Origin of the sequence: Streptomyces sp. NPDC050448 (assembly GCF_040655295.1) — a bacterium.
GTDB lineage: Bacteria > Actinomycetota > Actinomycetes > Streptomycetales > Streptomycetaceae > Streptomyces.
Map to the genome: position 1 here is coordinate 55,723 of NZ_JBFAJR010000005.1, position 13,891 is coordinate 69,613.

Below are 13,891 nucleotides of genomic sequence, written 5' to 3' on the forward strand. Positions count from 1 at the left end.
TCTTACTTCGCAGCCGTGGGGATACCGGTGACCTTGATCGCCGTGTACTGCTGACGGTGACCCTGGCGACGGCGGTAGCCGGTCTTGTTCTTGTAGCGCAGGATGTCGATCTTGGCGCCCTTGTGGTGGTCCACGATCTCGGCCTGGACCTTGATCCCGGCCAGCACCCACGGGTCGCTGGTCACGGCGTCGCCGTCGACAACGAGCAGGGTCGAGAGCTCGACCGTGTCGCCAACCTTGGCAGTGGAAATCTTGTCAACCTCAACGATGTCACCAACAGCAACCTTGTGCTGGCGACCACCGCTGCGCACGATGGCGTACACGCGGATCTCTCTCTCACTCGGGACGGATGCTCCTGAAGCCAGCCGCTCAGGCAGGCCCCTCTTCTCGACGGGGACCGCACAGATCCGGATTGGACGAGCGGCCTCTCCCGCAACGACGCGTACAGATACGCGTACGGATCGGGAGGAAGGTGCTCAGGAGCGCGACGCGCACTAGACGTAAACCATCTAGGACATGCCGACGGTCTAGGTTACGGGGCCGGTTCCGGAGGGTCAAACCGGGCCCCGAGCAGCCGTGGGCCCCGCCTCTCGGCGGTGCCCACGGCCGTGCAGCGGATCAGGCTTCGGTCGGAGCCGAGACGGACGGCAGCGACTGCTGCTCGGCCGCCGCGGTCTTCTTCGTCGCCCGCTTCGCCACGGTCTTCTTGGCCGTCGCCTTCTTCGCGACGGTCTTCTTGGCGGCCGTCGTCTTCTTGGCGGCGGTGGCCTTCTTCGCCGGGGCCTTCTTGGCGGCCGTCTTGCGGACCGCCTTCTTGGCCGCCGGGGCGGCCTCCTCGGCCTCTGCGGCCTCCGCTGCCTCGGCCGGGGCCGGGGCGGCCTCGGGCTCGGCGGCGGGGGTCTCGACGACCAGTACGGCAGCCTCCGCCGCGCCTGCCGGGGAACCGGCGGGTGCGGTGGCCTTACGGGTGGCACGCCGACGCGGACGGGCCGGTGCGGCCTCCACGGCCGGAGCCTCCTCGACCGGCGCCTCGACCGGAGCCTCGGCGACCGGCTCGGGCTCCGCCGGGGCGACGGGCTCCGCGACGGCCGGGGCGACCGGCTCGGCCTCGGCCGCAGCAGCCGGGGCACCCGCCGGGGCAGTGGCCTTCCGGGTGGCACGGCGACGCGTGCGGCCCTTGGGCGCGGCCTCGACCGTCTCGGAGGCCTCCACGGCCTCGGCGACGGGCTCGTAGGCCGGCTCCAGCACCGTGTCGGCCGGCTCGGTCACCGGCTCTGCCTCGACCACGGGCTCCGCCACCGGCGCGGCGACGGGCACGGGCTCGGCCTCGACCACCGGGGCCGGGGCCGCGGCGGCCGGAGCCGCCTGGGCGGCCGCACCGCGCGGGGCACCCGCCGGAGCGGTCGCCTTGCGGGTGGCACGGCGACGGCTGCGACGGCCGCTCAGGCCGGCCGCGGCCTCCGCCTCCGCCGGGCTGCCGTAGAGCTCTTCGTCCGCGACGAACGCCGGCTCGGGCAGTGCCACCGGCGCCGCGAGCTCGGCGGCCACCTCGGCCTCGGTCTCGGCTTCGAGCGCCTCGTGCTCGACGACCTCGACGCCCTCGATCTCGTGGCCACGGCCGCCGCGACGCTTCGCGCGCTTGCCGTTGCCACCGCCGCCGATGGCGGTCGGCGTCTCCATGTGCACGATCACACCACGCCCGTTGCAGTGGACGCAGGTCTCGGAGAAGGACTCCAGCAGGCCCTGGCCCACCCGCTTGCGGGTCATCTGGACCAGGCCCAGCGAGGTCACCTCGGCGACCTGGTGCTTCGTACGGTCGCGGCCCAGGCACTCCAGCATGCGCCGCAGGACCAGGTCGCGGTTCGACTCCAGGACCATGTCGATGAAGTCGATGACGACGATGCCGCCGAGGTCGCGCAGCCGCAGCTGGCGCACGATCTCCTCGGCCGCCTCCAGGTTGTTCCGGGTGACGGTCTCTTCGAGGTTGCCGCCCTGACCGGTGAACTTGCCGGTGTTGACGTCGATGACGATCATCGCCTCGGTCTTGTCGATCACGAGGGAACCGCCCGAGGGCAGCCACACCTTGCGGTCGAGCGCCTTGGCGAGCTGCTCGTCGATCCGGTACGTCGCGAAGACGTCCACCTCGGAGGTCCAGCGCGACAGCCGGTCGGCCAGGTCCGGGGCCACGTGCGAGACGTAGCCGTGGATGGTCTCCCAGGCGCCGTCACCGCTGACGATGACCTTCGAGAAGTCCTCGTTGAAGATGTCGCGCACGACGCGGACGGTCATGTCCGGCTCGCCGTACAGCAGGCTCGGCGAAGAGGTCGAGATCTGCTTCGACTTCTTCTGGATGTCCTCCCACTGGGCCTGCAGACGCTCGACGTCGCGGCGCAGCTCGTCCTCGCTCGCACCCTCGGCGGCGGTGCGCACGATGACGCCCGCGTCCTCGGGGACGATCTTCTTGAGGATGGTCTTCAGGCGCGCGCGCTCGGTGTCGGGCAGCTTGCGGCTGATACCGGTCATCGAGCCCTCGGGCACGTAGACGAGGTAGCGGCCGGGCAGCGAGACCTGGCTGGTCAGGCGGGCGCCCTTGTGGCCGATCGGGTCCTTGGTGACCTGCACCAGGACCGACTGGCCGGACTTGAGGGCGGACTCGATGCGGCGCGGCCCGTTGGCCATGCCGAGCGCCTCGAAGTTGACCTCGCCGGCGTACAGGACGGCGTTGCGGCCCTTGCCGATGTCGATGAAGGCGGCCTCCATCGACGGCAGCACGTTCTGGACCTTGCCCAGGTAGACGTTGCCGACGTACGAGGTGGCTTCTTCCTTGTTGACGTAGTGCTCGACGAGCACGTTGTCCTCGAGGACGCCGATCTGGGTGCGCTCGCCGGCCTGGCGGACGACCATCACGCGCTCGACGGCCTCACGGCGGGCCAGGAACTCGGCCTCGGTGATGATCGGGACGCGGCGGCGGCCCTGCTCGCGGCCCTCGCGGCGGCGCTGCTTCTTCGCCTCCAGACGGGTCGAGCCCTTGATGGACTGCACCTCGTCGGACGGCTCGGCCTTCTCGCGCGCCGGGCGCGGCTCGCGGACCTTGACGACGGTGCGTACGCCGTCCTCCTCGCCCGCTTCGCCCTCGACACCGGTGTCCCCGCTGCGGCGGCGACGGCGACGGCGGCGACGGCTGGAGCTGGAGCCGAGGGCCCCGGTCTCCTCGTCCTCGTCGGCCTCTTCCTCTTCCGCGTCCTGCTCGGCGGACTCGGCCTCGGCCTCCTCCTCGGCGGACTCGTCGAGGTCGGCGGCCTCGCCGCGGCGACGGCGACGGCCGCCACGACGGCGGCGGCGGGACGGGCGCTCGCCGGTCTCGTCGCCCTCTTCGAACTCGGCAGCCTCTTCGTCGAGCTCGGCGGCCTCGGCGGCCTCTTCTTCCATGAGCTCGACGTCGGCCAGGGACACCGGCGCGGACTCGGCGGCCGGGGCGGCCTCGACCGCACCGCGGCCACGGCGACGGCGGCGGCCGGCCGGCTGCGGGGCCGGGGTCTGGACGGCCTCGGTCTCGGCCTCGAGCTCGTCCTCCTCCTCGACCTCTTCCGCCTCGACGGCTGCGGCGGCGGCCGCGGCGGCCATGGCCGCGGTCTCCGGGGTCTGGAACATCGGCTCGGTGAACACCGGGGCCTGGAACACGGCCACGGCGGGGCGCGCGGCGCGGCGGCCGCGGGCCGGGGCGGCGGGCTCCTCGGCCACGGGCTGCACGGGCGCGGCCGGGGCGGCCGGAGCGGCGGACCGGGTGGCGCGGCGGCGGCCGCCGCGCTTCGGGGAGTCCACGGCGTCGGCGACGGTGACGGTCGCCTTCGGGGCAGCCTCCTCCACGACGGCCTCGGCGGCGGGCGCCTCGGGAGCGGCCACGGCGCGGGTGGCACGGCGGCGGGCACGCGGCGCCGGAGCAGCAGCCTCCTCGGCGACCGGGGCGGCCGGGGCAGCCTCCACGACGGCCTCGGCAGCAGCCGGAGCCTCAGGGGCGGCCACGGCACGGGTCGCACGACGGCGGGTACGGGCCGGGGCGGCGGCCGGAGCAGCAGCCTCCTCGGCGACCGGGGCGGCCGGGGCAGCCTCCACGACGGCCTCGGCGGCGGCCGGAGCCTCAGGAGCGGCCACGGCACGGGTCGCACGACGGCGGACACGCGGCGCCGGAGCAGCCTCCTCGGCGACCGGGGCGACCGGAGCAGCCTCCACGACGGCCTCGGCAGCAGCCGGAGCCTCGGGGGCGGCCACGGCACGGGTCGCACGACGGCGGGTACGGGCCGGGGCGGCGGCCGGAGCGGCCTCCTCGGCGGGGGCCGCGGTGGCGGCCGGAGCGGCCTCGGTCACCGCGGCGGCCGGGGCGACACCCGTCGCGCCGGGCGGTCCCGCGGGCCGCGACGCGGCACGGCGACGCCTGCGCGGAGGCAGGTTGTCGCTCGGGCTGCCGCTGTCGGCGCCACCGGTGGTGTTGTTGGTTTCGTTGCTGAGCATGCGGGCGGTTCTCCCGTCACGCTCCCGGGCGCCGCGGCTGACTTCCGGTCCGGCACGGCCCCGCGCGATCAGCGCGGAACCGGCCTCCGGGGCGCGTTCGCCACACGGGAGCTGTAGTCCATGGCCGCCGGTTCCGTACGTCTTGTCCGTACGGCCTGGCGGAAGTCTTCAGGTCAGTGCGCGGCCCGACCCAGGTGGCTCCCGAGTGCCAGGGCTGCGCGACGACGACGATCCCTACGCGGCGGGACCTTCCGGCGCCTTCGCGTCGGCGGCTACGGCGGCCGTGGGTGGGGCGGCCGTGACAGCCTCGCGGTCGGGCGCGAGCGGGTCGGTCACCGTGCCGGACTCCTCGTCGAAGAGCCCCTGCGCCAGCCTGGTCACCGCTGCGGGGACCGGCGGCGCCAGGTCGGCCACAGCTCGGAGACCGGACAGGACGTCGTCGGGTCGCACGGCAGGTGTCAGATGCCGAACAACCAGCCGCAGTATCGCACAGGCATTGTCCAGCGGCCTATCAGCAGGGGTAGGAAGCGCCTCGAGACTGACCACAGCTCCTCGGGTGTCGAAGCTGCGCATGCCGTTCTTGGTGCGGCGCTGCACCTCCACCGTCTCCTCGGCGAGGAAGGCCTCGATCGCCCGCTCGGCGTCGGCGCCCTCCACACCCTCCAGCCGCAGCTCCCACACGGAAGCCGTCAGCCGGTCGGCGAGCCCGGAGGTACGGGCCTCGACGGCCTCGATGATGTCGAGCCCGAGCGGCATCGACTCGTCGAGCAGCTCGCGGAGCTTCTCGGGGTCGCGGGGCTCGGCAAGGGCGATCTCGAGGTACTCGGCCTCGCTGCCGGTGCCGGTCGGCGCGGCATTCGCGTACGAGACGCGGGGGTGCGGGGTGAAGCCGGCCGAGTACGCCATGGGCACCTCGGCGCGGCGCAGCGCCCGCTCGAACGCGCGCTGGAAGTCTCGGTGGCTGGTGAACCGGAGGCGTCCGCGCTTGGTGTAGCGCAGTCGGACGCGCTGCACCACCGGTGCGGGGGGTGGGCCCTCGGGCTGTCGCTTGCCCAGTGGTTCTTCTCCTTGTGCGGGGCTCCGCGGCTCGCGCGTCGCCCTGAGGTCTGGTGAGCCTGCCGGCCACTCCGCGCCCTCCGGCTCACCCTTGCCGCTGGGGCACGTGGCTCTCGGGGGCGGGCGTGTTGCCTGCGGCTGTCGTACTACCCAGAGTACGCGCCTGCGACCTCGCCGGTTCCCGGGCGGGCCCCCCGAACAGCACCCGCCGCACCTCGGCCCGGGCCTCCCGGACGCCGGCACGGACGGTGCGCCACACATCCCGAACGACATGTCCGACCGGTGTCAGCACGTGCCGGTACACCTGCGTCACGGGCCACCCCAAGAGCACCCACCCGGCCAGCCGGACTCCGCGCCACACGGCCCGTACGATCCGCCCGGCGACATGCCAGGCCCAGACGAGCACCTGCCCGAGGGGCACGAGCACATACCGGTACACCCCCAGCCCGAGGGGCCGCAGCAGATACCGGTAGACCAGCGAACCGGTCCAGGCCAACGCGTGCCCGACCGGAGTGAGCACGTACCGGTGGACGGCCTCGCCCAGCCGGACCAGCCCCCGGCCGACCGGCGCCAGCACGTAGCGCCACAGCCCCACCCAGGGCCAGACGAACAGGGTCATCCCGAGCGCCCACACGAGCCACATCCCGCCCTTGGCGAGCGGGGCGAGCAGATATCGCATCCCGCCGCGCCCGACCCAGGACAGTGCCTCGCCGAGCGGATGGAGGAGGTACGCGTACAGGAACCGCCCGGCGGGGGCGAGCAGATGGACGTACACCGGCTCGAGCACATACCGCCACAATCCGACCCACGGCCAGACGAACACCAGCTTGAGCAGCACCGTCAGCACCCAGCCGATCCCGCGCAGCACCGGCTGGAGGACGTACACGGAGAAGGGCCCCAGCACATACCGCTGAACGGCCCGCCCGCACGCGACGAGCAGATCCCAAACCACCCGTACGGGCAGTACGACGATCAGCGCCACGATCTTGACGGGTATCCGGATGACCCCCACGAGGCAGCCCTCACCCCTGTCACCGGGGTGCCGCTTGTCGAGTTCCATACCCGTAAGGACATCCAAAACCCCCCGACCGTTGCGGCGTGCCCCTCCCGGTCAGCCGATGGACCCCGGCTCGGCCGGCCACCGGGTGCGGAGGTCGATGTGTGTGGCGAGCGTCTCGAAATCCCGGTCGTAGTGGAGCACCGTCAGGCCGTGCCCCGCCGCGGTGACCGCAGGCGCTCAGCGTCTACATCTTCAACCGGCGATCGAATTGAACATGCCCCCCACCGTTCCCGGTGAGGGGCATGTCCGAGGCGCAGCGTCAGCCGAGGGTCACTTCACGACCGACAACGGGAGCAGCTTCTGGCCCGTCGGGCCGATCTGGATCTCCAGGCCGAGCTCCGGGCACACGCCGCAGTCGAAGCACGGGGTCCAGCGGCAGTCCTCGACCTCCGTCTCGTCGAGGGCGTCCTGCCAGTCCTCCCAGAGCCAGTCCTTGTCGAGACCGGAGTCCAGGTGGTCCCAGGGCAGGACCTCCTCGTACGTGCGCTCGCGCGTCGTGTACCAGGCCACGTCCACGCCGTACGCCGACAGCGTCTTCTCCGCGGCCTCCATCCAGCGGTCGTACGAGAAGTGCTCGCGCCAGCCGTCGAAGCGGCCGCCCGACTCGTACACGGCGCGGATGACGTCGCCGATGCGGCGGTCGCCGCGCGAGAGGAGGCCCTCGACGATGCCCGGCTTGCCGTCGTGGTAGCGGAAGCCGATCGAGCGGCCGTACTTCTTGTCACCGCGGATCTTGTCGCGCAGCTTCGTCAGGCGCGCGTCCGTCTCCTCGGCCGACAGCTGCGGCGCCCACTGGAACGGGGTGTGCGGCTTCGGCACGAATCCGCCGATCGACACCGTGCAGCGGATGTCGTTCTGGCCGGAGACCTCGCGGCCCTTGGCGATGACGTTGACCGCCATGTCGCCGATCTGGAGCACGTCCTCGTCGGTCTCGGTCGGCAGGCCGCACATGAAGTACAGCTTCACCTGGCGCCAGCCGTTGCCGTACGCGGTGGCGACGGTGCGGATCAGGTCCTCCTCCGAGACCATCTTGTTGATGACCTTGCGCATGCGCTCGGAGCCGCCCTCGGGGGCGAAGGTCAGACCCGAGCGGCGGCCGTTGCGCGTCAGCTCGTTCGCCAGGTCCACGTTGAACGCGTCCACGCGGGTCGACGGGAGGGACAGGCCCACCTTGTCGTCCGTGTAGCGGTCCGCGAGGCCCTTGGCGATGTCCGCGATCTCGGAATGGTCCGCGGAGGACAGCGAAAGGAGGCCGACCTCCTCGAAGCCCGTCGCCTTGAGACCCTTCTCGACCATCTCGCCGATGCCGGTGATGCTTCGCTCCCGCACGGGGCGCGTGATCATGCCGGCCTGGCAGAAACGGCAGCCGCGGGTGCAGCCGCGGAAGATCTCGACGGACATCCGCTCGTGGACGGTCTCGGCGAGCGGGACCAGCGGCTGCTTGGGGTACGGCCACTCGTCGAGGTCCATGACCGTGTGCTTGGACACGCGGTACGGGACGCCCGACTTGTTCGGGGCGACGCGCGCGATGCGGCCGTCGGGCAGGTAGTCGACGTCGTAGAAGGCCGGCACGTAGACCTGGCCGGTCTTGGCCAGGCGGAAGAGGACCTCCTCGCGCCCGCCCGGGCGGCCCTCGGCCTTCCACGTACGGATGATCTCGGTCATGTCGAGGACGGCCTGCTCGCCGTCGCCGATGACCGCGCAGTCGATGAATTCCGCGATCGGCTCGGGGTTGAAGGCCGCGTGGCCGCCAGCGAGGACGATGGGGTGGTCGACCGTACGGTTCCTGGCCTCCAGCGGGATGCCCGCCAGGTCCAGGGCCGTGAGCATGTTCGTGTAGCCCAGCTCCGTGGAGAAGGACAGGCCGAACACGTCGAAGGCGCCCACGGGGCGATGGCTGTCCACGGTGAACTGCGGCACCTTGTGCTCGCGCATCAGCGCTTCGAGGTCCGGCCACACGCTGTACGTGCGCTCCGCGAGCACGCCCTCGCGCTCGTTCAGCACCTCGTACAGGATCATGACGCCCTGGTTGGGCAGCCCGACCTCGTACGCGTCCGGGTACATGAGCGCCCAGCGGACGTCACACGAATCCCACGGCTTGACGGTGGAGTTGAGTTCACCACCGACGTACTGGATGGGCTTCTGCACATGCGGGAGCAGAGCTTCGAGCTGTGGGAAGACCGACTCGGACATCACGCGACTTTCGTGAAGCGGGCAGGGGGCGACTCTCAAGCGTAACCCGAGGCTCAGGCGCCCCCTGCCGCCAAGATCACCGCCTAGGTGCCGAGGGCCGCCCGGAGCGCGGGATCGGAGGCCTCCGCCCATACGTCCGGAAGCTCCCGTTCCCGCCGGTCGGCCAGGGCCTCCTCGCGGGCGTAGAGCACGCCCCAGGTGAAGCCTGGCTCTCCCGCTCCGGCCGCTTGGACGGCGAGGCCGTGCAGGGCCTCGCGGGCGACGACGCTGTCCTGGTGGTCGCCGAGCAGGGTCTGGACGGATTTCATGGCCTTGGCCAGCTGTTTTGCCGATTTGCCGAGCGCGGGCGCGGACGCCTCCGCCGCGTAGCGGGCGCGTTTGGCGGCCTTGCGGGCTTCGTGGAGGGCCACGTCGCGCGGTTGGCCCGGTTCCAGGTCGAGGGCGCCCGCGACGCGGGTGGCGAGCCGCCCGTAGTCGCGGAGGACCGCCTTGGGCAGGGTTTCGGCGGCGGGCCTGGCCGCGGCGGGGAGCAGGGGCGGGTCGGCCAGCAGGGCGTCGAGGGCGTCGAGGAGGGCCGCGTACCGCTTGCCGTCGAGCGCGGCGAGCGCGCGGCGCCGGGTTCCCGAGCGGCGGGTGTTGTTCCATACCCGCAGGCGGCCGCGGACGGATCCGAGCAGGAGGGTGCGCGGGAGCTCGGTGACGCCGGTCTGGATGCGCTCGAACAGGACTTCCTGGTCGCGGTCGAGGCCGAGCTCGGCGGCCAGCCACCGGAGCTCTTCGCCGAGGGGGTCGGTGCTGGTGCGGTCGAGGACCTTGCGGTGGGTCTTGAAGGCGCTGCGCATCCGGCGGCAGGCGACCCGCATCTGGTGGACGGAGTCGGGCAGGTTGCGGCGGACGGCGGGGTCCTGGGCGACGAGGGCGTCGCGTTGTTCGCGCAGGTACGAGAGGACGTGCGCGCCCGCCGTGTCCTCGGCGGGGCCGGGCTCGGGCCGGGGTGGCGGCTCCGTGCCGGTCTCGGTGAGGGCGCGGGCGAGTTTGGAGGGGGCGTCGCAAACGCGGAGTCCGGCTTTGCGGAACTTCTTCTCGACGGCGTCGAGGAGGGCGGGGTCGACGCCGTCGGCGAGTTCGACCTCGACCTCGGTCCAGGCTGCGGCGGCCTCGCCGCGCTCGGCCCGGACGGCGTCGGTGGAGAGTTCCGCGAGGAGGGCGCCGTCGGCGTCGAGGAGGTGGGTGACACGGCGGGAGGACAGCAGCCGGACCTGGGGTTCCAGGGGGGTGTCGCGGACGCGGGAGCGGACGAGTGCGGCGAGGGAGCGGGGGACGGTGTCGCCGAGGGGGGCGGTGACCTCGTCGCGGACGCCCGGGGAGACGGGCAGTTTGAGGTGCCAGCCGGCGTCGGCGCCGCCGGTGCGGCGTCTGAGGGTGAGGCCGTCGGCGGCGAGCCGCTGGTCGGGGGTGTCGTAGTAGACCGCGTCGAGGTCGACGGTGCCCTGGTCGGCGACGGCCGCGATCTCGGCCGTGCCGGTCAGGTCCGGGACTCCGCGCCGTGCGGCCTTGCTCGTCGTGAACTCGAATTTGCGCTCGATCTCGCGTTTCGTGTCCGCCATGCATCGAATTTAGTCCTGAACGGATCACGAAGGCAGGGTGAACGGCGAATCGGTGGCGGAAGCGGCCGAAGATCAGCCCCCTAGGCCGACATCGGCCGTTGCACCCTGATCGACTGCAGCAGTCCGACCGCCACCCACACGGCGAACATCGACGATCCTCCGTAGGAGACGAACGGCAGCGGGAGCCCCGCCACCGGCATGATCCCGAGGGTCATTCCGATGTTCTCGAACGCCTGGAAGGCGAACCAGGCGATGATCCCGGCGCACACGATCGTCCCGTAGAGCTCGGTGGTCTCGCGGGCGATCATGCAGGCCCGCCACAGCACGATGCCGAGCAGGACCAGGATCAGCCCGGCGCCGACGAAGCCCAGCTCCTCCCCCGCCACCGTGAAGACGAAGTCGGTCTGCTGCTCGGGTACGAACTGGCCGGTGGTCTGCGAGCCCTGGAAGAGCCCGGAGCCGGTCAGTCCGCCGGAGCCGATCGCGATCCGGGCCTGGTTGGTGTTGTAGCCGACGCCGGCGGGGTCGAGGTCCGGGTTGGCGAAGGCCGCGAAGCGGTTGATCTGGTACTCGTCGAGCACGCCGAGCTGCCAGATCAGGACGGCGCCGGCCGCCCCGGAGCCGAGCAGCCCCAGCACCCAGCGGTTGGAGGCGCCGGAGGCGAGCAGGACGCCGAGCACGATGATGACCATGACCATGACGGAGCCGAGGTCGGGCATCAGCATGACGATGCCCATCGGGGCGGCGGCCAGGCACAGCGCCTTGACCACGGTGCGGTGGTCGGGGTGGGCCAGGTCGCCCGCGTCCACCCGGGTGGCCAGCAGCATGGCCATGACCAGGATGATCGTGATCTTCACGAACTCGGAGGGCTGGAGCGAGAAGCCGCCGCCGATCACGATCCACGCGTGGGCGCCGTTGATCGTCGCGCCGAGCGGGGTGAGCACGGCGAGGATGAGCACCAGGGAGAGCCCGTACAGGATCGGGACGGCGCCGCGCAGGGTGCGGTGGCCGAGCCAGATGGTGCCGATCATCAGCACGAGGCCGATGCCGGTGTTCATGGCGTGCCGGACCAGGAAGTAGTACGGGTCGCCCTGGTTGAGCTGGGTGCGGTTGCGGGTCGCCGACCACACCAGCAGGGCGCCGATGAAGGAGAGGGCGAGCGCCGAGAGGAGTATCGGCCAGTCGAGCCGGCGCAGCACCGAGTCGCGCGAGGTCAGCTTGGCCATCGCGCCGCGCTCGGGCGCGTACCGGGATACGGAGAACTTGTTCGCGGTCTGCATCGGGGTCTCAGTCCTGCCGCGCGGTGGGCGGGGCGGGGGGACCGGCGAGCGCGGGCGGCGCCGATTCCTCCGGGGACGGGGGTACGTACGGCTTGACGTCGGGGGCGTCGATGGAGCCGTCGGGCTCGATGGTGGGCAGCTTCGCCTCCGGCTTGAGCAGGAAGGCCTTGTTGACGTCCTGTGTGCCGGCCATGTCGAGACCGTAGATGGCGTTGTAGACGTTGCGGACGGCGGGGCCGGAGGCTCCGGAACCGGTGCCGCCCTGGGAGATCGTCATCACGATCGTGAAGTCCTCGGTGTACGTGGCGAACCAGGAGGTGGTCTGCTTGCCGTAGACCTCGGCGGTACCGGTCTTGGCGTGCATGGGGATCTGCTTCTGCGGCCAGCCGCCGAAGCGCCAGGCGGCGGTGCCGCGGGTGGCGACGCCCTCCAGCGCTCCGTTGATCTGGCGCCGGGTGATCTCGGTCATCGGGAGCCGGCCGTGGGCCTGCGGCTTGATCTCCTCGGTCTTCTTGCCGTCGGCGCTGATGATGGCCTTGCCGATGGTGGGGTTCCACATGGTGCCGCCGTTGGAGATGGCCGCGTAGATGGTGGCCATCTGGATGGGGGTGACGAGGGTGTCGCCCTGGCCGATGGAGTAGTTGATGGCGTCGCCGGCGCGCATGAGATTGCCCTCGAGGCAGTTCTCGTAGGACAGCAGCTCGACGTAGGTGCCGCCCTTCTTGCCGGTCTTGCACCACATGTCCTTGTTGGCTTCCCAGAACCGCTGCTTCCAACGGCGGTCGGGGACGCGGCCCTTCTCCTCGCCCGGCAGGTCCACGTGGGTCTCGGCGCCGAGGCCGAACTGGTGGGCGGTCTTGTAGAAGATTTCGGCCGGGGGCTTCTTCGGGTGGAGCCCGCCGTCCTTCAGCCACTCCTTGTGGCCGAGGGCGTAGAAGACGGTGTCGCAGGAGACTTCGAGGGCCCGGCCGAGGGTGATCGAGCCGTGGCCCTGGGACTCGAAGTTCCGGAAGACCTGACCGCCGATGGCGTACGAGCTCGGGCAGGGGTACTCGCCGTCGAACTTGTACCCGGCGTTGACCGCCGCCGCGGTCGGGATGACCTTGAAGATGGAGCCCGGGGCCGCCTGGCCCTGGATCGCCCGGTTCATCAGCGGGACGTTGGACTCCTTGGCGGTGAGCCTGGCGTAGTCCGTGCCGGAGATGCCGCCGACCCAGATGTTCGGGTCGTACGTCGGGTTGGAGGCCATGGCCACGACGCGGCCCGTCTTGGACTCCAGGACGACGATGGCACCGGCGTCGGCCTTGTACGGGACGCCGGTGTTGCGGTCGATCTGCTTGCGGGCCTCGATCATGGCCGCGTTCAGCTCGAACTCGGCGACGCCCTGGACGCGGGCGTCGATGCTGGTGACGAGGTGGGCGCCGGGGACGGCCGGGTCGTTCCTGGCCTCGCCCATGACGCGGCCGAGGTTGTCGACCTCGTAGCGGGTGACGCCGGACTTTCCGCGCAGGGTCCTGTCGTAGGTGCGCTCCAGGCCGAAGCGGCCGACCTGGTCGGAGCGCAGCAGCGGCGAGTTGGTGTTCTTGGCCTTCTGGATCTCGTCGTCGGTGACCGGGGAGAGGTAGCCGAGCACCTGGCCGGTGTTGGCGCCGCCGGGCGCGGGATAGCGGCGTACGGCGGTCGGCTCGGCGGTGATGCCGGGGAACTCCTCGGGGCGCTCGCGGATCTGGAGGGCCTGCTGGGTGGTGGCCTCGGTGGTGACCGGGATCGGCTGGTACGGGGAGCCGTTCCAGCAGGGCTTGGGGGTCTGGGAGTCGCAGACGCGGACCTTGTTCATGACGTCCTGCGGCTTCATGTCCAGTACGGCGGAGAGCCGGGTCAGGACGTCCTTGCCCTTGTCCTTCATCTTCATCAGCGCCGTGCGGCTGGCGGAGACGACCAGGCGGGTCTCGTTGTCGGCGAGCGCGACGCCGCGGGCGTCCAGGATCGAGCCGCGGACCGCGGGCTGGACGACCTGCTGGACGTGGTTGCTCTTGGCCTCGTGGTAGTACTCCGCGCCGTTGCGGATCTGGAGGTACCACAGGCGCCCGCCGAGGGTGAACAGGAAGGAGAGGACGAGCACCTGGAGGATGACGAGCCGGATCTGCACCCGGGAGGTGCGGCCGGTCTCGGGGACGTTGGTCACG

General features: G+C 71.6%; 8 protein-coding genes. All 8 read right to left on the reverse strand.

What is annotated here, in order from left to right; translation table 11 throughout:
* Positions 1 to 2: 2 nt before the first annotated feature.
* The 8 genes from rplU to mrdA all read right to left on the reverse strand — a co-directional run bounded on the left by rplU (position 3) and on the right by mrdA (position 13,890).
* Positions 3 to 323: a 50S ribosomal protein L21 gene (gene rplU / locus AB0I68_RS08655; protein WP_030159347.1), complete on the reverse strand. Its 321-nt coding sequence runs from the start codon at positions 321 to 323 to the stop codon at positions 3 to 5.
* Between the two features lie 295 nt (positions 324 to 618).
* Complete coding sequence (locus tag AB0I68_RS08660) at positions 619 to 4,509, reverse strand: Rne/Rng family ribonuclease (RefSeq protein WP_363176491.1); 3,891 nt, start codon at positions 4,507 to 4,509, stop codon at positions 619 to 621.
* Positions 4,510 to 4,743: 234 nt separating this feature from the next.
* Entirely contained in the window at positions 4,744 to 5,523 is a 780-nt protein-coding gene (locus AB0I68_RS08665; RefSeq protein ID WP_363176715.1) for a TIGR03936 family radical SAM-associated protein, read from the reverse strand.
* A 127-nt stretch (positions 5,524 to 5,650) separates the two neighbouring features.
* Complete coding sequence (locus tag AB0I68_RS08670; RefSeq protein WP_363176492.1) at positions 5,651 to 6,625, reverse strand: hypothetical protein; 975 nt, start codon at positions 6,623 to 6,625, stop codon at positions 5,651 to 5,653.
* Between the two features lie 270 nt (positions 6,626 to 6,895).
* Positions 6,896 to 8,821, reverse strand: coding sequence for a TIGR03960 family B12-binding radical SAM protein (locus AB0I68_RS08675; protein WP_363176493.1), 1,926 nt, complete (start codon positions 8,819 to 8,821; stop codon positions 6,896 to 6,898).
* A gap of 80 nt (positions 8,822 to 8,901) precedes the next feature.
* Positions 8,902 to 10,425: a CYTH and CHAD domain-containing protein gene (locus AB0I68_RS08680; RefSeq protein ID WP_363176494.1), complete on the reverse strand. Its 1,524-nt coding sequence runs from the start codon at positions 10,423 to 10,425 to the stop codon at positions 8,902 to 8,904.
* A gap of 80 nt (positions 10,426 to 10,505) precedes the next feature.
* The gene (gene rodA / locus AB0I68_RS08685) at positions 10,506 to 11,705 is read right to left on the reverse strand and encodes a rod shape-determining protein RodA (protein ID WP_363176495.1); all 1,200 of its coding nucleotides are present in this window, start codon (positions 11,703 to 11,705) and stop codon (positions 10,506 to 10,508) included.
* A 7-nt stretch (positions 11,706 to 11,712) separates the two neighbouring features.
* Positions 11,713 to 13,890: a penicillin-binding protein 2 gene (gene mrdA, locus AB0I68_RS08690; RefSeq protein WP_363176496.1), complete on the reverse strand. Its 2,178-nt coding sequence runs from the start codon at positions 13,888 to 13,890 to the stop codon at positions 11,713 to 11,715.
* Position 13,891: the final 1 nt, after the last annotated feature.

What these genes read in the sequence shown, in the direction of transcription:
- AB0I68_RS08670 (WP_363176492.1), bottom strand. Translation starts at nt 6,625, where the DNA reads ATGGAACTCGACAAGCGGCACCCCGGTGACAGGGGTGAGGGCTGCCTC.
- rodA (WP_363176495.1), bottom strand. Translation starts at nt 11,705, where the DNA reads ATGCAGACCGCGAACAAGTTCTCCGTATCCCGGTACGCGCCCGAGCGC.
- AB0I68_RS08680 (WP_363176494.1), bottom strand. Translation starts at nt 10,425, where the DNA reads ATGGCGGACACGAAACGCGAGATCGAGCGCAAATTCGAGTTCACGACG.
- AB0I68_RS08660 (WP_363176491.1), bottom strand. Translation starts at nt 4,509, where the DNA reads ATGCTCAGCAACGAAACCAACAACACCACCGGTGGCGCCGACAGCGGC.